This is a genomic window from Candidatus Pantoea gossypiicola (genome assembly GCF_008632075.1).
Lineage (GTDB): Bacteria > Pseudomonadota > Gammaproteobacteria > Enterobacterales > Enterobacteriaceae > Pantoea > Pantoea gossypiicola.
In genome coordinates this window covers 1-16,862 of record NZ_VWVM01000009.1, presented here as the reverse complement: position 1 = coordinate 16,862, position 16,862 = coordinate 1, and the positions used below count along the sequence as shown (strand labels likewise).

The window sequence follows — 16,862 nt, the reverse complement described above, 5'->3', positions numbered from 1 at the left end:
CGCCGCATCATCTCGATTGCGGCGTTTTTTTATGGCTTCAGGAACCGACCGATTTTTTCAGTGGCGTCTTTGGCGTGATGCGCACCTGTTTAATCATGTTGTCCTGCACGTCCAGAATATCGACGTTGTAATGGCCTATCTGAACCCGGGTGGCGATTGCGGGGATCTCTTCCAGCGCTTCCAGCAGCATGCCGTTGATGGTGCGGGCTTCCTGCTCTGGCAACTGCCAGTTAAATGCCTTATTGATTTCACGCACGTTAGCACTGCCCTCAATCAGCACCGAGCCATCATTCTGCGGCATTACTTCTTCTGCCAGCGACGGTGACATGGAGGTGGTGAAGTCACCAACAATCTCCTCCAGAATGTCCTCAATCGTCACCAGCCCTTTGATGTCGCCATATTCATCCACCACCACGCCCGCTTTCTCTTTATTGCGCTGAAACTTCACCAGTTGGGTGTTAAGCGGTGTACCTTCCGGGATGTAGTAGATCTCATCGGCGGCACGCAGCAGCGTCTCTTTGGTAAACTCTTTTTTCTCCGTCATCATGCGCCAGGCTTCGCGTACCCGTAGCATCCCGACGCAGTCATCCAGCGAATCCCGGAACAGCACGATGCGGCCGTGTGGCGAGTGACTCAGCTGACGTACGACCGACTTCCAGTCATCATTGATGTTGATACCGACGATCTCATTACGCGGCACCATGATGTCGTCAACGCTGACTTTCTCCAGGTCGAGCACAGAGAGCAGCATGTCCTGGTTCCGGCGTGACATCAGGCTACGCGACTCATAGACGATGGTACGTAACTCCTCTTTGCTCAGCGCAGAGTTAATGGCACCGTCAGCGCGGATACCCGCTATCCTCATCAGCAACCGGGTAATGGTGTTGAGCAGCCAGACCAGCGGCAGCATGATGTATTGTAACGGGACCAGCAGCAGGCTGCTGGGAAAGGCGACGCGCTCGGGATAGAGCGCCGCCACGGTTTTTGGCAGCACTTCAGCGAAGACCAGCACCACAAAGGTCAGGATGCCGGTCGCAATCGCAACGCCTTCATCACCGTGAATACGCATGCCTACGATGGTGGCAAGGGCGGAGGCCAGAATATTGACCAGGTTGTTACCGATTAAAACCAGACTGAGCAGCCGGTCAGGACGACGCAGTAGTTTCTCCACCCGGCGTGCGGCGCGATTACCGTTTTTGGCCTGATGGCGCAGCTTATAGCGGTTAAGCGTCATCATGCCGGTTTCCGACCCGGCAAACCAGGCGGAAACCAGGACCATGACGCAGAGAATAATAATCAGCGTGGTGGTTGAAACATTCTCCAACGCAGAACTTCCTTTTTAACGAGAGACAGGGACAAGCAGATGCTGCAGGATGCGACTGCCGAAGTAAGCCATAGTTAACAGCACGGCACCGCTGCAGTTAAACCAGACGACGCGGCGACCACGCCAGCCTTCATGATAGTGCCCCCAGAGCAAAACGATATAAACAAACCACGCAATGATGGAGAGAACGGCTTTATCGACGTTTTCTGCGCTGAAAAGATCCTGCATATAAAACAGACCGGTGCAGAGCACCAGCGTCAGCAGCACAACGCCGACCTGGGTGATATGAAACATTTTACGTTCGATGGTCAGCAGCGGCGGCATATCCTGGGTGAACGCCAGTCGCTTGTTTTTCAACTGATAATCAATCCACGCCAGCTGCAGCGCATAGAGCGCGGCAATAATCAGCGTCGCATAGGCGAACAGCGACAGACCGATATGGATCATCATGCCCGGCGTGGTTTCCAGATGGGTGATGAACGCATTCGGGACAAAAGTAGCGAAGGCCAGATTAATCAGCGCGAAGCTGTAGACAATCGGCAGCAGCAGCCAGCCACGGTTGCGTGAAGCCACAATGGTCATGATGGCGCAGATCAACAGGCTCACCAGCGAGCCAATGTTGAGCAGGCTTAAATTCTGTCCGCTATCAACCGCAAATATGCGTTGCTGCAGGGCGACCGCGTGTGTCACCAGCGCCACACAGGCAGAGAACATCGCCATTCGCCGCCAGCCGCCGTTACGTTTCAACAGGCTGGGAATGATAAGGGCAAGACTTAAGGAGTAGGCGAATAGCGCCACTATCGCGAAAACGAACATAGATCCTTTCAGGTCAGTCAGATAAGGAAAAAGGCAGTATAGCGCCAGCCGAAGCAGGCTCCAAACGATCTAAGGGGCAATTGCAGAGATCGCCGAGGCTTCGTGTTATAATCCGCCGCATTCTGCCGATCAGGCGCCTCGCGATCTTTTTAAGTGAGAGACCATGTTTGATAATTTAACCGATCGTTTGTCGCAAACCCTGCGAAATATCAGCGGCCGCGGAAGGCTGACTGAAGAGAACATCAAAGAGACCCTGCGTGAAGTGCGCATGGCGCTGCTTGAAGCTGACGTTGCACTGCCGGTGGTGCGTGACTTCATCAACCGTGTGAAAGAGAGCGCGGTCGGCCATGATGTGAATAAAAGCCTGACGCCAGGTCAGGAGTTCATCAAAATCGTTCGTAACGAGTTGGTTGCGGCGATGGGTGCAGAGAACAACGCACTCGACCTGGCGGCTCAGCCACCAGCCGTGGTACTGATGGCGGGCCTGCAGGGTGCCGGTAAAACCACCAGCGTCGCTAAGCTGGGTAAGTTCCTGCGTGAGAAGCACAAAAAGAAAGTCTTAGTGGTTTCTGCCGACGTCTATCGTCCGGCGGCAATCAAACAGCTGGAAACCCTGGCACAGCAGGTTGGCGTGGATTTCTGTCCGTCCGACCTCAGCCAGAAGCCGGTCGATATCGTTAACAATGCGCTGCGTGAAGCCCGTCTGAAGTTCTACGATGTGCTGCTGGTGGATACCGCCGGTCGTCTGCACGTTGACGAAGCGATGATGGACGAAATCAAACAGGTTCATGCCGCGATTAAGCCGGTAGAAACGCTGTTTGTGGTCGATGCCATGACCGGCCAGGATGCCGCAAACACGGCAAAAGCCTTTAATGAAGCGCTGCCGCTGACCGGGGTTATCCTGACCAAGGTCGACGGTGATGCCCGCGGTGGTGCTGCGCTGTCGATTCGCCATATCACCGGCAAGCCGATTAAATTCATGGGTGTCGGTGAAAAAACCGAAGCGCTTGAACCGTTCTATCCCGACCGTATTGCGTCACGTATCCTCGGCATGGGTGACGTACTGTCACTGATCGAAGATATCGAAAGCAAGGTTGACCGCGACCAGGCGGAGAAACTGGCTAAGAAGCTGAAAACCGGCGACGGTTTTGATCTCAATGACTTCCTTGAGCAGCTGAAGCAGATGCGCAACATGGGCGGCATGGCCAGTCTGATGGGCAAACTGCCCGGTATGGGACAGTTGCCTGACAATGTGAAATCGCAGATGGATGATAAAGTGCTGGTGCGCATGGAAGCCATCATCAACTCGATGACGCGCAAAGAGCGTGAGAAACCAGAAATCATCAAAGGCTCGCGCAAGCGCCGCATCGCAACTGGCTCCGGTATGCAGGTACAGGACGTTAACCGCTTATTGAAGCAGTTCGACGACATGCAGCGTATGATGAAGAAAATGAAGAAGGGCGGTATGGCGAAAATGATGCGCGGCATGAAGGGTATGATGCCGCCAGGATTCCCTGGCCGCTAAGCGTTCCACAAAAAAGCCCGGAAAGGCACGGTTTAGGTTGCTTTTTTCGCCAAAATGAGTAAAATTTTCGGGCTTTTTATACAGCACCCGGACCCCGTTCCTCGATGGGGGCCGGGTGTTTTATTAACTGAAGAGGATGTTATGGTAACAATTCGTTTGGCACGTCACGGCGCTAAAAAGCGTCCGTTCTATCAGGTCGTCGTTACTGACAGCCGCAATGCACGCAACGGTCGTTTCATCGAGCGCGTTGGTTTCTTCAACCCGATCGCTTCTGGTCAGGCTGAAGGTCTGCGTCTTGATATGGATCGTATCGAGCACTGGGTTGGCCAGGGCGCAACACTCTCTGATCGCGTTAACGCGCTGGTCAAAGAAGCTAAGAAAGCAGCTTAATCTGTCACGGTGGTGAGCATGAGCAGACAACTTGCCGCACAGCCTCCTGTTAACCCGATTGTATTGGGTAAGATGGGAGCCGCCTACGGTATTCGCGGCTGGCTCAAAGTGTTTTCCTCCACTGAAGACGCTGAAAGCATCTTCAGCTACCAACCCTGGTTCATCCAGCGCGCCGGTAAATGGCAGCAGGTCGAACTGGAAGGTTGGAAGCACCACAATCAGGACCTGATCATCAAAGTCAAAGGCATTGACGATCGGGATGCGGCGGCTCAGTTAACCAATTGCGAAATTCAGGTTGACTCGACGCAGTTGCCATCGCTGGAAGAGGGCGATTACTACTGGAAGGACCTTATGGGCTGCCAGGTGGTTAACCTTGAAGGCTACGAGATGGGCAAAGTCATCGATATGATGGAAACCGGCTCGAACGACGTTCTCGTCGTTAAGGCAAACCTGAAGGATGCATTCGGTGTTCAGGAGCGGTTAATTCCGTTTCTTGATGAACAGGTTATCAGGAAAGTCGATCTCTCTACTCGCGTCATTGAGGTAGATTGGGATCCTGGTTTTTGAGCTCCGAATCGAGCGGTAACGTAACGGCGAATACAATGTGGATTGGTGTTATTAGCCTGTTTCCAGAAATGTTTCGCGCTATTACCGACTACGGGGTAACTGGCCGGGCTGTAAAAAACGGTCTGCTCAGCATTCAAAGCTGGAGTCCTCGTGACTTCACGCACGACCGGCATCGTACCGTGGATGATCGTCCTTACGGCGGCGGACCGGGAATGCTGATGATGGTACAACCCTTACGGGATGCCATCTCCGCAGCGAAAGCAGCGGCAGGTGATGGTGCCAGAGTGATATATCTTTCACCTCAGGGGCGCAAACTGGACCAACAGGGCGTTTGCGAACTGGCGGCACGAGACAAGTTAATTCTGGTCTGTGGCCGTTATGAAGGGATTGATGAGCGCGTAATTCATTCCGAAATTGACGAAGAATGGTCAATCGGTGATTACGTTCTCAGCGGCGGGGAACTGCCAGCCATGACGATGATTGACGCAGTCGCCCGATTTATTCCAGGCGTACTCGGCAAGCAGGCGTCAGCCGATGAGGATTCGTTCTCTGACGGTTTGCTGGATTGCCCGCACTATACCCGACCTGAAGTGTTAGACGGCGTGGAAGTCCCGGCAGTATTACTGTCAGGTAACCATGCTGATATTCGCCGCTGGCGTCTGAAGCAGTCGCTAGGCCGTACCTGGCTGAGAAGACCTGAACTTCTGGAAAACCTGGCTCTGACTGAAGAGCAAGCAAGGTTGCTGAATGAGTTCCAGCGTGAATCTCGGCAGCAACAAAACGATGATGTGGAAGAGTGATCTTCCCCGACTATCAGTTTACCCAGGATATGAGATTTAATTATGAGCAACATTATCAAGCAAATTGAACAAGAGCAGATGAAACAGGACGTACCTTCCTTCCGCCCGGGTGATTCCGTGGAAGTGAAAGTATGGGTCGTTGAAGGTTCTAAGAAACGTCTGCAGGCATTCGAGGGCGTGGTTATCGCTATTCGTAACCGCGGTCTGCACTCTGCATTCACTGTTCGCAAAATTTCTAACGGCGAAGGCGTTGAGCGTGTATTCCAGACTCATTCACCTGTCATTGACAGCATCGCTGTTAAACGTCGTGGCGCTGTGCGTAAAGCCAAACTGTACTACCTGCGTGAGCGTACTGGTAAGTCTGCTCGTATTAAAGAGCGTCTTAACTAAGGTATCGCTAACGCGACATCTAAAAGTTAATAGCAAACAAGGGGTTGGCGTGATGCCAGCCCCTTTTTTTGTCCTGATGGCAGCCAGCTGACAGAAGCTAACCGACGTCCGGCCTCTGAAAATGATAAATCGCCGTATTAACCGGCCCCGCCTCTGATACGATCAGGCCATAGCGACAGCCAATAAACTGGCCACCGCACTTCTCAGCAACTCTCCGACTGGCCAGGTTTTCCTCAGCCGCCAGAATTTCAATCACTCTTGTCTCCGGGTGTGAAAACCCCAGCGGTAACAGCTTTGCCACCGCGCGGCTGGCGATACCCTGACACTGGGCGTCACTCCGAACCCAGTAGCCAATTGCGCTGGTGTCACCTGAATGACGGGCAAAGCGTATTCCTGCGCCTCCCAGCAGCTGGTCATGCTGATCAACGATCGCAAACTCTTCCGCTTCTTCTTTCATCCTTTGCCAGTGGGTAAAGCGGATCCAGCTTTCTGCTTCGTGAGGCTGATAATCGTGATGCGCCCAGACCATCCAGGGGATCAGGCTGTCCAGTGAGTCATTAACTGCAGCAGTAAATGCGGAAACGTCGCCAAGCTCAAAAGGTCGCAGATAAATGTTCTGTAGCGATGGGCGCATAACTCTCTCAGTTTCAACAGGATAATTATTTCATTCTGCCTGTGGGGAGCAGAAACGCAACATACTTACGTGTAAATATATAATTACAGAAAGGTGAATCGTTATCCTGGAGGGTTTTTATTTATAGCTATGAATTTAAACACTATTTATTTAATAGTCCAGACTGTATTTGATCTGTGGTAATAAATGTGTACATGTAATATTGCGCTATGTATTGTCTGTGATACAGTAATTGCATTCCTCAATGAGGAGCCTTAATCAGCTAATACGAGCCAAAGGATCGCCATCATGCAAAAAGACGCGCTGAACAATGTGCATATCGCCGGTGAACAGGTACTTATCACGCCTGAAGAGCTGAAAGCGAAGTTTCCACTGACTACTGAACATCAGGATCAGGTCGCGGCGTCCCGCCAGACTATTTCTGACATTATTGCCGGCCGTGACCCGCGTCTGCTGGTGGTATGCGGACCCTGCTCAATTCACGATACCGAAGTGGCGCTCGAATATGCTCGTCGTCTGCAAACCCTTTCTGAAGAGCTGAAAGATCAGCTTTATATCGTGATGCGCGTCTATTTTGAAAAGCCTCGTACGACTGTCGGCTGGAAAGGGCTGATTAATGATCCTTACATGGATAACTCTTTTGATATGGAAGCGGGTCTGCACATTGCGCGCCAGCTGCTGGTGAATCTGGTTGAAATGGGGCTGCCGCTGGCGACTGAAGCACTGGATCCCAATAGTCCGCAATACCTGGGCGACCTGTTCAGCTGGTCTGCCATTGGCGCACGGACGACAGAATCTCAGACGCACCGTGAAATGGCCTCGGGCCTGTCGATGCCGGTAGGTTTTAAAAACGGCACCGATGGGAGTCTGGGAACGGCAATCAACGCCATGCGTGCTGCCGCAATGCCGCACCGTTTTGTCGGCATCAATCAGGCTGGTCAGGTCTGCCTGCTGCAGACGCAGGGCAATCCGGATGGTCACGTGATTCTGCGTGGTGGCAAAGCGCCGAACTACGGTCCTGAAGATGTCGCGCAGTGTGAAAAAGAGATGCTCAAAGCGGGACTGCGTCCAGCCTTAATGATAGATTGCAGCCATGGCAATTCGAATAAAGACTACAGCCGTCAGCCTGGCGTAGCGGAATCCGCTATTGCGCAGATCAAAGACGGTAACCGTTCAATCATTGGTCTGATGCTGGAAAGCCATATCAATGAGGGTAATCAGTCTTCTGAACAGCCACGCAGCGAAATGAAGTATGGCGTTTCCGTTACCGATGCCTGCATCAACTGGGAAGTGACCGAAACGTTGCTGCGTGAGATGCATCAGGATCTGCAGGGAGTGCTGGCGGCGCGTCTGTCACAAGAGGTGTAAGAGCAATGGTGGCTGAACTGACCGCGTTACGCGATCAAATTGACAGTGTTGATAAAGCGCTGCTGGATCTGCTGGCTAAACGGCTGGAGCTGGTAGCGGAAGTAGGGGAGGTCAAGAGCCGTTACGGCCTGCCTATCTATGTGCCTGAACGGGAAGCGTCTATGCTGGCTTCCCGTCGCAAAGAAGCTGAAGCCCTGGGCGTGCCGCCGGATCTGATTGAGGATGTGCTGCGTCGCGTGATGCGCGAATCCTATACCAGCGAAAATGACAAAGGGTTTAAAACCCTCTGTCCTGAACTGCGCCCGGTGGTAATCGTCGGTGGCAAGGGCCAGATGGGCCGACTGTTTGAAAAAATGCTCAGCCTGTCAGGCTACACGGTAAAAACGCTGGATAAAGAGGACTGGCCACAGGCCGGGGCACTGCTTAGCGATGCCGGCATGGTAATCATCAGTGTGCCGATTCATCTGACCGAGCAGGTCATTGCTCAGCTGCCTCCACTGCCTGAAGATTGTATTCTGGTCGATCTGGCGTCAGTGAAAAACCGCCCTCTGCAGGCGATGCTGGCCGCTCATAACGGTCCGGTGCTAGGTCTGCATCCGATGTTTGGCCCGGACAGCGGCAGCCTGGCAAAACAGGTGGTGGTCTGGTGTGATGGAAGAGAGCCGGAAGCCTACCAGTGGTTCCTGGAGCAGATTCAGGTCTGGGGTGCGCGTCTGCATCGTATCAGCGCGGTTGAGCATGACCAGAACATGGCGTTCATTCAGGCGCTGCGCCACTTTGCGACCTTTGCCTATGGTCTGCATTTAGCTGAAGAGAACGTCAATCTCGATCAGCTCTTAGCGCTCTCGTCGCCGATTTACCGGCTGGAACTGGCGATGGTGGGACGTCTGTTCGCGCAGGATCCGCAGCTCTATGCGGATATTATCATGTCATCAGAGAGTAATCTGGCGCTGATCAAACGCTATTATCAGCGGTTTGGTGAGGCGATTGCGCTGCTGGAGCAGGGCGACAAGCAGGCGTTTATTGCCAGCTTTAACCGGGTAGAACAGTGGTTTGGCGATCACGCGAAACGCTTCCTGGTGGAAAGTCGCAGTCTGCTGCGTTCGGCCAATGACAGCCGCCCATAAATGAAGAAGGCATCCAATAGGATGCCTTTTTTCTTTTCTGTTTATTCGCCGGGGGCGACTGGCACCACATTCTCGCTGGGATAGCAGCCCAGTACTTTCAGAGAACGGGTCATGGTTTGCAATTCCTGAAGCGCCTGCTGCATTCGCTCTGATTGCAGGTTGCCCTGCACATCAATGTAAAACATCTCTTCCCACGGATTGCCATTAATCGGGCGGGACTCCAGCTTGCTCATAATCAGATTGTGCTGACGCAGAACCAGCAGCGCATCAACCAGCGCACCCGCCTGCTGGCCGGTTGCCATAATCAGCGTGGTTTTCGCCGGAACCTGGTCCGATACCTCAATTGGTTTGCGGGCCAGTACGATGAAGCGGGTATGGTTCTGCTGCTGATTTGCCAGATTACGTTCCAGCACCTGCAGCTGATAGAGCTCGCCACCAGCTTCACTGCCCAGCGCCGCCACCTTAGGTGAGTTGAGCGCTGCCACTTTCTCCATCGCTGCTGCGGTACTCTCGGTATATTCGATTTTCCAGTGCGGGAAGCGGTTAATGAACTGGCTGCACTGCTGGAAGGGCTGAGGATGGCTGTAAACGGTCTCTATCTGCTGCAGATCTGTGAGGCCATTTACCAGTACACAATGGTCGATAGGTAGTGTCAGCTCACCCACGATAGAGAGGCTGGTCTGTTGCAGCAGATCGTAGACGTCGTTAATAGAGCCCGAACTGGTATTCTCAATCGGCATCACTGCATAATCGGCCACGCCATTTTCGACCTGCTTGATGATGTCGTGAAACTTCAGGCAGCCACACTCCACCATGCTGTCGAAATGACGCGACGCATAGTTGCGTGCGGCAAGGTGCGAGTAAGAGCCTTTCGGACCAAGGAAAGCGATGCGGGCGGCATGCGCATGGGGATGATTGAGGTTTTTCTGCAGCAGTGCCTGCTGAGTCAGTACTGAATCTTCGATGACCAGCTGGAACAGGCGGGTGATGTAGTGCGCATCCAGTTTGTGCGCTTTACCTAGCACAATCAGATTCTCCAGCAGCGCGCGTTCGCGCTCCACATCGCGAATCGGGCGATGCGTTGCCAGTTTCGCTTGCGCGACTTCCACTGCCAGCAGGCGACGCTCGGCCAGCAGCGTCAGAAGTTTTTTATCCACCGCGCTGATCTTATCGCGTAGCGCCAGCAATGGATTGTCGGGATTCATAGGGCTCACCTGTATGCTATCCAATAAAAAAGCCTCCCGGTTGGGAGGCTTCGTTGTTCGTCTTCGCTTTCATTTTCACACGACGAATGGCCTCCCGTTCAGGGGAAGGTAAAAAAGAAAGCGAAGAAAAACAGATCAAGTTTCATGTGAATGTCCGCAAAGAGAGTGGCCTGAGAGTAACCGTACTGCTTAAAAGCTGTCAATAAAAAAACGCGCCCGGAGGCGCGTTATGAAAATCAGGACTCTTCGTCGGCGGGGATAATATCTTTTACGCTGGCACTGGCGCGGCGCGCTTCAGACTTATGCTGAACTTTATTCAGCTGACGTTCGAGCTTCGCAATCAAATCGTTGATCGCGGTATACATATCATCATGCTTGGCGCTGGCCACCAGAGTCCCGTTAGGTGTGTTAATAGTGGCGTCAGCCACGAATTCTTTAGGCTCTTTGGACAGGACAATATGCGGATTAATCAGGTCAGTTTGCCATTTTTCGAGCTTGGCGAGACGGTCTTCAACATGGCTTCGGATTGCCGGAGTGATCTCCATTTGTTTACTGGTAATGTTCAGAATCATCGTTCCTACCTCTCTGTCATTTCCGTCTTGGTCTTTTCAGCATAGCGTGAAAAAGCGTTGAATGTGAGATTTCGATCACGAAAAAATGTCACTTTTTGTCAGTCACGACATTCTGTGAGAAAGGCTGAGAAACTGGCTGAAATGGCTTGAAGCGAAACGATTAACACGGCATGCTTGATGAGTTAGCTCGCTGGCAGCAGATCCACTTATGACTGTTCTTTGAGCAAAAAAAGCAGCCATCACAGGCTGCTTTTTTTATGGCTGAAAAGCTATCGGGCTATCAGCTGTTGTTCGCTGCAATGATTTTCGCCACTTTGTCTGCTTCAGCGTTCAGCTGCAGATTGCGGTAAGCATTTTCCATCAGCGGCAGCGCATCGTGTGTTGCCTGAGTATCCGGATAATCGCGCATCATACCTTCGACACGGTTAACAACCGCGACATATGCCTCGCGCTTAGTATAGAATTGCGCCACTGACAGTTCATATTTCGCCAGGCGGTCTTTCAGATAGACCAGACGTTTCTGAGCATCAGCCGCATACTGGCTGTTCGGGTAACTGCGCAGCAGCTGGGAGAAGTCGCGGAAGGCATCACGAGCGTGCGTCGGATCGCGGTCAGAACGATCGATACCAAAGAAGCCCTGCAGTGCTGAGTCATCCAGCGCCATATCCGTCAGACCTTTCATATAGATGACATAGTCAATGTTCGGATGTGTGGGGTTAAGACGCATAAAGCGGGCAATGGCAGCCTGTGCCAGGGGCAGATCGGCATTTTTATAGTACGCGTAGATTAAATCCAGCTGCACCTGCTGCGAATAAGGACCGAACGGATAACGATTATCCAGCGCTTCCAGTTGCTTAATCGCAGCTTTAAAGTTACCGTCCTGCAGCTTTTGCTGCGCTGTAGCATAGATTTCAGAAGGCGGGCTGTCCGGTACCGCGTCATTTGAGCCGGAACAACCAACAAGTGCCAGGCTCAGTGTGGCAGCAGCCACCAGATGTTTCATACGCGTCATGACGAAGTGATTATCCTCAAATGTTATGGCGGAAGCTGTCCGTATAGCTCCCGGTAATGACCAGGTACGATAGCACATTATATTAAACGGCATCGCCGTGAAAACCCAACGTTAACGAAGAAGCTGTATATGGCACAACAAGTTCAACTCACCGCAACGGTATCCGAATCACAACTCGGACAACGCTTAGATCAGACTTTGGCGGAATTGTTCCCTGATTATTCACGTTCCCGCATAAAAGAGTGGATCCTTGACCGTCGCGTGACGGTAAACGGCGTCATGGTCGATACACCCAAAGAAAAAGTGCTGGGCGGCGAGCGGGTCGCGATTGACGCTGAGATTGAAGAGGCACAGCGATGGGAACCGCAAAATCTTCCACTCGATATCGTTTATGAAGATGAAGACATTATCGTCATCAACAAACCACGCGACTTTGTGGTTCACCCTGGCGCCGGTAACCCGGATGGTACGGTACTCAACGCCTTACTTCATCACTATCCAGCGATTATGGATGTACCACGCGCAGGCATCGTACACCGCCTGGATAAAGACACTACCGGTTTAATGGTGGTGGCGAAAACTGTACCGGCTCAGACGCATCTGGTGGATTCGCTGCAACGTCGCGAAATCACCCGTGAATATGAAGCGGTCGCGATTGGTAATATGACGGCGGGCGGCACGGTTGAGCAGCCTATCAGCCGTCACTCAACCAAACGCACCCATATGGCAGTTCACCCGATGGGTAAGCCAGCGGTGACGCATTACCGCATCATGGAGCACTTCCGCGCCCATACCCGTCTTCGCCTGCGTCTGGAAACCGGTCGTACACACCAGATCCGTGTGCATATGTCTCACATCAGCCATCCGCTGGTGGGCGATCCGCTTTATGGTGGCCGTCCGCGTCCGCCAAAAGGCGCATCAGAGGCATTTATCACTACGCTGCGCGGTTTTGATCGTCAGGCTCTGCATGCCACCATGCTACGTCTGTATCACCCTATCAGCGGGATTGAAATGGAATTCCATGCGGCGCTTCCGCAGGATATGGTTGATCTGATCGCGGCGTTAAAAGCAGACACCGAAGAATTTAAAGACCAGATGAACTGGTGATGAATCTGATTACGCCTCAATGGCCTGCTCCGTCACGCGTTCGGGCCTGCTCGACGCAGCGACAGGGTGGCATCAGTACATTGCCCTGGGATGCACTGAATCTCGGCGGGCACGTGGGGGATAATCCGGATACGGTAACGCGTAACCGGCAGTTACTGATGGCAGAGGCGGGCTTGCCTGCGATGCCGCAGTGGCTGGATCAGGTTCATGGCACTGACGTTGTGCGCCTGGCTGAAGGAGCAAGTACGCCATTACGTGCCGATGCCTGTATCACCGATCAGCCTGGCGTCGTCTGCGCCATCATGACCGCTGACTGCCTCCCGGTCCTGTTCTGTTCGCAGGATGGGACGGAAGTGGCGGCGGCACATGCAGGCTGGCGCGGACTTTGTGCGGGTGTACTGGAAAATACGCTGGCGCAGTTTCGTTCGCCATCGGATCAGATCCATGCCTGGCTGGGTCCGGCAATCGGGCCGGATGCATTTGAAGTTGGTGCAGAAGTACGTGAGGCCTTTATGGCTCAGGATCCTCGCGCAGTGCAGGCTTTCCGCCCTTCAGGCGGCAAATTTTACGCTGATATCTGGCTGCTGGCGCATATGCGACTCCAGGCCGCGGGCGTGAAATCAATCAGTGCCGACAGCCGTTGTACCTTCACCCAGCGCGACGATTTCTTTTCCTTCCGTCGCGATGGGATCACCGGGCGTATGGCAACTTTGATCTGGCTGTTATAACCTTACGCCATAAGACGGTCCAGTTAGTGTATTTTTTACTCAAATCTCAGGTCATTAACCTTGAAAATTTGAGGGATGACCTCATTTAATCTCCAGTAGCATTTTGACCTGTAATGGGAGGAATTATGCGTCTGGATCGTCTTACTAACAAATTTCAGCTGGCTCTCGCCGACGCGCAGTCCCTGGCTCTGGGACACGACAACCAATTTATTGAACCTCTGCACCTGATGAGCGCATTGCTCAAACAGGAAGGCGGATCGGTTTCACCTTTACTGACTTCTGCGGGTGTCAACGTTACCCCCTTACGCGCTCAGGTTGAGCAGGCCATCGATCGCCTGCCACAAGTTGAAGGCAGCGAAGGGGATGTACAACCCTCATCTGACCTCGTGCGGGTATTAAACCTGTGCGACAAGCTGGCGCAGAAGCGCAATGATAACTTCATTTCATCCGAATTATTTGTTCTGGCCGCCCTTGAATCACGTGGTTCACTGGCCGATTTGCTTAAAGCAGCGGGCGCAACGCGCGAAAAAATCACCAGTGCGATTGAACAGATGCGGGGAGGAGACAACGTGAACGATCAGGGGGCTGAAGATCAGCGCCAGGCATTAAAAAAATACACCATTGACCTGACCGAGCGTGCCGAGAAGGGCAAACTCGATCCGGTGATTGGTCGTGATGAAGAGATTCGTCGTACTATCCAGGTTCTGCAGCGCCGAACCAAAAATAACCCGGTGCTGATTGGTGAGCCTGGCGTGGGTAAAACCGCGATTGTTGAAGGGCTGGCGCAGCGCATCATTAACGGTGAAGTTCCTGAAGGCCTGAAAGGCCGCCGGGTACTGGCGCTGGATATGGGGGCGCTGGTGGCCGGGGCGAAATATCGCGGTGAATTCGAAGAGCGTCTGAAAGGGGTGCTGAGTGACCTGTCGAAACAGGAAGGCAACGTCATCCTGTTTATCGACGAGCTTCATACCATGGTGGGCGCCGGTAAAGCGGACGGTGCGATGGATGCTGGTAATATGCTTAAGCCAGCGCTGGCGCGTGGTGAACTGCACTGCGTAGGTGCCACCACACTTGATGAGTACCGCCAGTACATTGAAAAAGATGCTGCCCTGGAGCGTCGTTTCCAGAAAGTCTTTGTGGCTGAGCCGAGTGTAGAAGACACCATCGCCATTCTGCGTGGCCTGAAAGAGCGGTATGAACTGCATCACCATGTGCAGATTACTGACCCGGCTATTGTCGCAGCGGCAACGCTTTCTCATCGTTACATTGCTGACCGCCAGCTGCCGGACAAAGCGATTGACCTGATCGATGAGGCAGCATCCAGCATTCGTATGCAGATGGACTCGAAGCCGGAGTCACTGGATCGCCTTGAGCGCCGCATCATCCAGTTGAAGCTGGAGCAGCAGGCGCTGAAGAAAGAGGCGGATGATGCCAGTATCAAACGTCTGGAGATGCTGGAAACTGAGCTGAACCAGAAAGAGCGCGAATATGCCGAGCTGGAAGATGAGTGGAAGACTGAGAAAGCCTCGCTGTCCGGCACGCAGAATATTAAAGCTGAACTTGAGCAGGCGCGTCTGAACTTAGAGCAGGCTCGTCGTCAGGGCGATCTCGCTCAGATGTCAGAACTGCAGTACGGTAAAATTCCTGAACTGGAAAAACAGCTAGCCGCAGCGACTCAGGCGGAAGGAAAAACCATGAAGTTACTGCGCAACCGCGTAACCGATGTGGAGATTGCCGATGTGCTGGCGCGCTGGACCGGTATTCCGGTGGCGCGAATGATGGAAGGTGAGCGCGATAAGTTACTGCGCATGGAGCAGGATCTGCATGGCCGGGTTATCGGACAGGATGAAGCGGTTGAAGCGGTATCAAATGCGATTCGCCGTAGTCGTGCTGGCCTGTCAGATCCTAACCGGCCTATTGGTTCCTTCCTGTTCCTGGGACCGACCGGGGTTGGTAAAACCGAATTGTGTAAGTCGCTGGCTAACTTCCTGTTCGATAGTGACGATGCGATGGTGCGTATCGACATGTCCGAATTTATGGAAAAACATTCGGTGTCGCGGCTGGTGGGCGCACCTCCGGGCTATGTCGGCTATGAAGAGGGCGGTTATCTGACCGAAGCGGTGCGCCGTCGTCCTTATTCGGTAATCCTGCTGGATGAAGTCGAGAAGGCACATCCTGATGTATTCAACATTTTGCTGCAGGTGCTGGATGATGGACGTCTGACGGATGGGCAGGGGCGTACGGTCGACTTCCGTAACAGCGTGGTGATTATGACCTCTAACCTGGGATCGGATTTAATCCAGGAGCGGTTCGGTAACCTCAGCTATCCGGAAATGAAAGATATTGTGATGGGGGTGGTCGGACAGCATTTCCGTCCTGAATTCGTCAACCGTATTGATGAAGTGGTCGTCTTCCATCCACTGGCTGAAAAACACATCGCATCGATTGCGCAGATTCAGCTGCAACGGTTGTACAAGCGTCTGGATGAACGTGGCTATCAGCTGCACATCTCCGATGCGGCGATCAAACTGCTGGCTGAGAATGGATATGATCCGGTCTATGGTGCACGACCTCTCAAACGTGCGATACAGCAGCAGATTGAGAACCCGCTGGCTCAGCAGATCCTTGCCGGTTCGCTGGTGCCAGGCAAAACCATCGAAATGGATGTGGAAAACGACGTCATAACTGCACATCAGTAATGATGCGAGTTGAAAAACGGGCCGCAGGCCCGTTTTTTTGTCCTTTTGCGGGGTTTTTGCTTAATTACTATCCCTTTTGAGTGTAAATCGAACGGTCAGTAAAAAAGTCTCAATTTGCACTTGCGCTATCTGAACCGTTCCCTATAATGCGCCTCCATCGACACGGCACACCGGCAACGGGAAACGGGTTGAAGGTTCAGGAGACTGCGCCGCCGGAGAAAAACTTCTTAGAAAGAGGTTGACTCTGCAGGAGGAAAGCGTAACATACGCCACCTCGCGACAGGACGCTAACGCACTGTTCGCACTGCTCTTTAACAATTTATCAGACAATCTGTGTGGGCACTCGCAGGATTGATATCAGCGTCTCCGGACGCACAAAAATATCAAAGCCTCACGAGTGAACACATAATGAAATTCATTATGACGTTTTACAGATGAGCATCGCTGAACTGGTTTCAGCAAATCAAACTTAAATTGAAGAGTTTGATCATGGCTCAGATTGAACGCTGGCGGCAGGCCTAACACATGCAAGTCGGACGGTAGCACAGAGGAGCTTGCTCCTCGGGTGACGAGTGGCGGACGGGTGAGTAATGTCTGG

Annotated in this window: 17 protein-coding genes, 1 rRNA gene and 1 other annotated feature; of the genes, 11 read left to right on the top strand and 7 right to left on the bottom strand. The window is 52.9% G+C overall.

Features of this window, described 5'->3' with window-relative positions:
- Window positions 1-37 precede the first annotated feature (37 nt).
- Together F3I20_RS13100 and F3I20_RS13095 are read right to left on the bottom strand one after the other, a co-directional pair.
- Window positions 38-1,324, bottom strand: a complete 1,287-nt coding sequence (locus F3I20_RS13100; protein WP_013358821.1) for an HlyC/CorC family transporter — start codon at window positions 1,322-1,324, stop codon at window positions 38-40.
- Between the two features lie 15 nt (window positions 1,325-1,339).
- Window positions 1,340-2,140: a cytochrome C assembly family protein gene (locus F3I20_RS13095; RefSeq protein WP_150014580.1), complete on the bottom strand. Its 801-nt coding sequence runs from the start codon at window positions 2,138-2,140 to the stop codon at window positions 1,340-1,342.
- A gap of 163 nt (window positions 2,141-2,303) precedes the next feature.
- Between F3I20_RS13095 and ffh the strand changes: the two genes are divergently transcribed.
- The 5 genes from ffh (at window position 2,304) to rplS (ending at window position 5,812) form a co-directional block, all read left to right on the top strand.
- Window positions 2,304-3,665 (top strand): signal recognition particle protein, encoded by a 1,362-nt coding sequence (gene ffh, locus F3I20_RS13090; RefSeq protein WP_013358819.1) that lies wholly within the window; start codon window positions 2,304-2,306, stop codon window positions 3,663-3,665.
- Between the two features lie 141 nt (window positions 3,666-3,806).
- The gene (gene rpsP, locus F3I20_RS13085; RefSeq protein ID WP_009086880.1) at window positions 3,807-4,055 is read left to right on the top strand and encodes a 30S ribosomal protein S16; all 249 of its coding nucleotides are present in this window, start codon (window positions 3,807-3,809) and stop codon (window positions 4,053-4,055) included.
- 18 nt (window positions 4,056-4,073) lie between these two features.
- A complete protein-coding gene (rimM, locus tag F3I20_RS13080; protein ID WP_150014578.1) occupies window positions 4,074-4,622 on the top strand; it encodes a ribosome maturation factor RimM in 549 nt (182 codons plus the stop codon).
- 35 nt (window positions 4,623-4,657) lie between these two features.
- Window positions 4,658-5,422 carry a tRNA (guanosine(37)-N1)-methyltransferase TrmD gene (trmD, locus tag F3I20_RS13075; protein ID WP_050496505.1) on the top strand — a complete coding sequence of 255 codons (765 nt, stop codon included), beginning with the start codon at window positions 4,658-4,660 and terminating at the stop codon, window positions 5,420-5,422.
- Window positions 5,423-5,464: 42 nt separating this feature from the next.
- Window positions 5,465-5,812 carry a 50S ribosomal protein L19 gene (gene rplS / locus F3I20_RS13070; RefSeq protein WP_003849035.1) on the top strand — a complete coding sequence of 116 codons (348 nt, stop codon included), beginning with the start codon at window positions 5,465-5,467 and terminating at the stop codon, window positions 5,810-5,812.
- A gap of 97 nt (window positions 5,813-5,909) precedes the next feature.
- Here rplS and F3I20_RS13065 read toward each other — a convergent pair whose 3' ends face one another.
- Window positions 5,910-6,446, bottom strand: coding sequence for a GNAT family N-acetyltransferase (locus tag F3I20_RS13065; protein WP_150037767.1), 537 nt, complete (start codon window positions 6,444-6,446; stop codon window positions 5,910-5,912).
- Window positions 6,447-6,734: 288 nt separating this feature from the next.
- Between F3I20_RS13065 and F3I20_RS13060 the strand changes: the two genes are divergently transcribed.
- On the top strand, window positions 6,735-7,814 hold the full coding sequence (locus F3I20_RS13060; protein WP_150037766.1) for a 3-deoxy-7-phosphoheptulonate synthase: 1,080 nt from the start codon (window positions 6,735-6,737) through the stop codon (window positions 7,812-7,814).
- Window positions 7,815-7,819: 5 nt separating this feature from the next.
- Window positions 7,820-8,941 (top strand): bifunctional chorismate mutase/prephenate dehydrogenase, encoded by a 1,122-nt coding sequence (gene tyrA / locus F3I20_RS13055; protein ID WP_150014572.1) that lies wholly within the window; start codon window positions 7,820-7,822, stop codon window positions 8,939-8,941.
- A 41-nt stretch (window positions 8,942-8,982) separates the two neighbouring features.
- On the opposite strand, the gene pheA is transcribed toward tyrA, so the two are convergent.
- From pheA to bamD, 4 genes are all read right to left on the bottom strand, one after another.
- Complete coding sequence (pheA, locus tag F3I20_RS13050) at window positions 8,983-10,146, bottom strand: bifunctional chorismate mutase/prephenate dehydratase (RefSeq protein WP_150014570.1); 1,164 nt, start codon at window positions 10,144-10,146, stop codon at window positions 8,983-8,985.
- A gap of 22 nt (window positions 10,147-10,168) precedes the next feature.
- Window positions 10,169-10,293 (bottom strand) — a sequence feature (Phe leader region).
- Window positions 10,245-10,292 (bottom strand): pheA operon leader peptide PheL, encoded by a 48-nt coding sequence (pheL, locus tag F3I20_RS24165; protein ID WP_187507180.1) that lies wholly within the window; start codon window positions 10,290-10,292, stop codon window positions 10,245-10,247. Its footprint overlaps the feature before it by 48 nt.
- A gap of 89 nt (window positions 10,294-10,382) precedes the next feature.
- Window positions 10,383-10,718, bottom strand: coding sequence for a ribosome-associated translation inhibitor RaiA (raiA, locus tag F3I20_RS13045; protein WP_013358812.1), 336 nt, complete (start codon window positions 10,716-10,718; stop codon window positions 10,383-10,385).
- A gap of 280 nt (window positions 10,719-10,998) precedes the next feature.
- A complete protein-coding gene (gene bamD / locus F3I20_RS13040) occupies window positions 10,999-11,730 on the bottom strand; it encodes an outer membrane protein assembly factor BamD (protein WP_009086788.1) in 732 nt (243 codons plus the stop codon).
- 129 nt (window positions 11,731-11,859) lie between these two features.
- Between bamD and rluD the strand changes: the two genes are divergently transcribed.
- From rluD to F3I20_RS13020, 4 genes are all read left to right on the top strand, one after another.
- On the top strand, window positions 11,860-12,837 hold the full coding sequence (gene rluD / locus F3I20_RS13035) for a 23S rRNA pseudouridine(1911/1915/1917) synthase RluD (protein ID WP_150014568.1): 978 nt from the start codon (window positions 11,860-11,862) through the stop codon (window positions 12,835-12,837).
- Complete coding sequence (gene yfiH / locus F3I20_RS13030) at window positions 12,837-13,565, top strand: purine nucleoside phosphorylase YfiH (protein ID WP_150037765.1); 729 nt, start codon at window positions 12,837-12,839, stop codon at window positions 13,563-13,565. Before rluD ends, yfiH begins: the two co-directional genes overlap by 1 nt.
- Window positions 13,566-13,678: 113 nt before the next feature.
- Complete coding sequence (gene clpB / locus F3I20_RS13025) at window positions 13,679-16,264, top strand: ATP-dependent chaperone ClpB (RefSeq protein ID WP_190285972.1); 2,586 nt, start codon at window positions 13,679-13,681, stop codon at window positions 16,262-16,264.
- Window positions 16,265-16,735: 471 nt separating this feature from the next.
- Window positions 16,736-16,862 (top strand): 16S ribosomal RNA (locus F3I20_RS13020); the annotation flags it as partial.

Excerpts from the sequence above, each read along its gene's own strand:
- F3I20_RS13095 (WP_150014580.1), bottom strand. The coding sequence starts at position 2,140 with ATGTTCGTTTTCGCGATAGTGGCGCTATTCGCCTACTCCTTAAGTCTT.
- ffh (WP_013358819.1), top strand. The coding sequence starts at position 2,304 with ATGTTTGATAATTTAACCGATCGTTTGTCGCAAACCCTGCGAAATATC.
- rpsP (WP_009086880.1), top strand. The coding sequence starts at position 3,807 with ATGGTAACAATTCGTTTGGCACGTCACGGCGCTAAAAAGCGTCCGTTC.
- rimM (WP_150014578.1), top strand. The coding sequence starts at position 4,074 with ATGAGCAGACAACTTGCCGCACAGCCTCCTGTTAACCCGATTGTATTG.
- trmD (WP_050496505.1), top strand. The coding sequence starts at position 4,658 with ATGTGGATTGGTGTTATTAGCCTGTTTCCAGAAATGTTTCGCGCTATT.
- rplS (WP_003849035.1), top strand. The coding sequence starts at position 5,465 with ATGAGCAACATTATCAAGCAAATTGAACAAGAGCAGATGAAACAGGAC.
- F3I20_RS13065 (WP_150037767.1), bottom strand. The coding sequence starts at position 6,446 with ATGCGCCCATCGCTACAGAACATTTATCTGCGACCTTTTGAGCTTGGC.
- F3I20_RS13060 (WP_150037766.1), top strand. The coding sequence starts at position 6,735 with ATGCAAAAAGACGCGCTGAACAATGTGCATATCGCCGGTGAACAGGTA.
- tyrA (WP_150014572.1), top strand. The coding sequence starts at position 7,820 with ATGGTGGCTGAACTGACCGCGTTACGCGATCAAATTGACAGTGTTGAT.
- pheA (WP_150014570.1), bottom strand. The coding sequence starts at position 10,146 with ATGAATCCCGACAATCCATTGCTGGCGCTACGCGATAAGATCAGCGCG.
- raiA (WP_013358812.1), bottom strand. The coding sequence starts at position 10,718 with ATGATTCTGAACATTACCAGTAAACAAATGGAGATCACTCCGGCAATC.
- bamD (WP_009086788.1), bottom strand. The coding sequence starts at position 11,730 with ATGACGCGTATGAAACATCTGGTGGCTGCTGCCACACTGAGCCTGGCA.
- rluD (WP_150014568.1), top strand. The coding sequence starts at position 11,860 with ATGGCACAACAAGTTCAACTCACCGCAACGGTATCCGAATCACAACTC.
- yfiH (WP_150037765.1), top strand. The coding sequence starts at position 12,837 with ATGAATCTGATTACGCCTCAATGGCCTGCTCCGTCACGCGTTCGGGCC.
- clpB (WP_190285972.1), top strand. The coding sequence starts at position 13,679 with ATGGGAGGAATTATGCGTCTGGATCGTCTTACTAACAAATTTCAGCTG.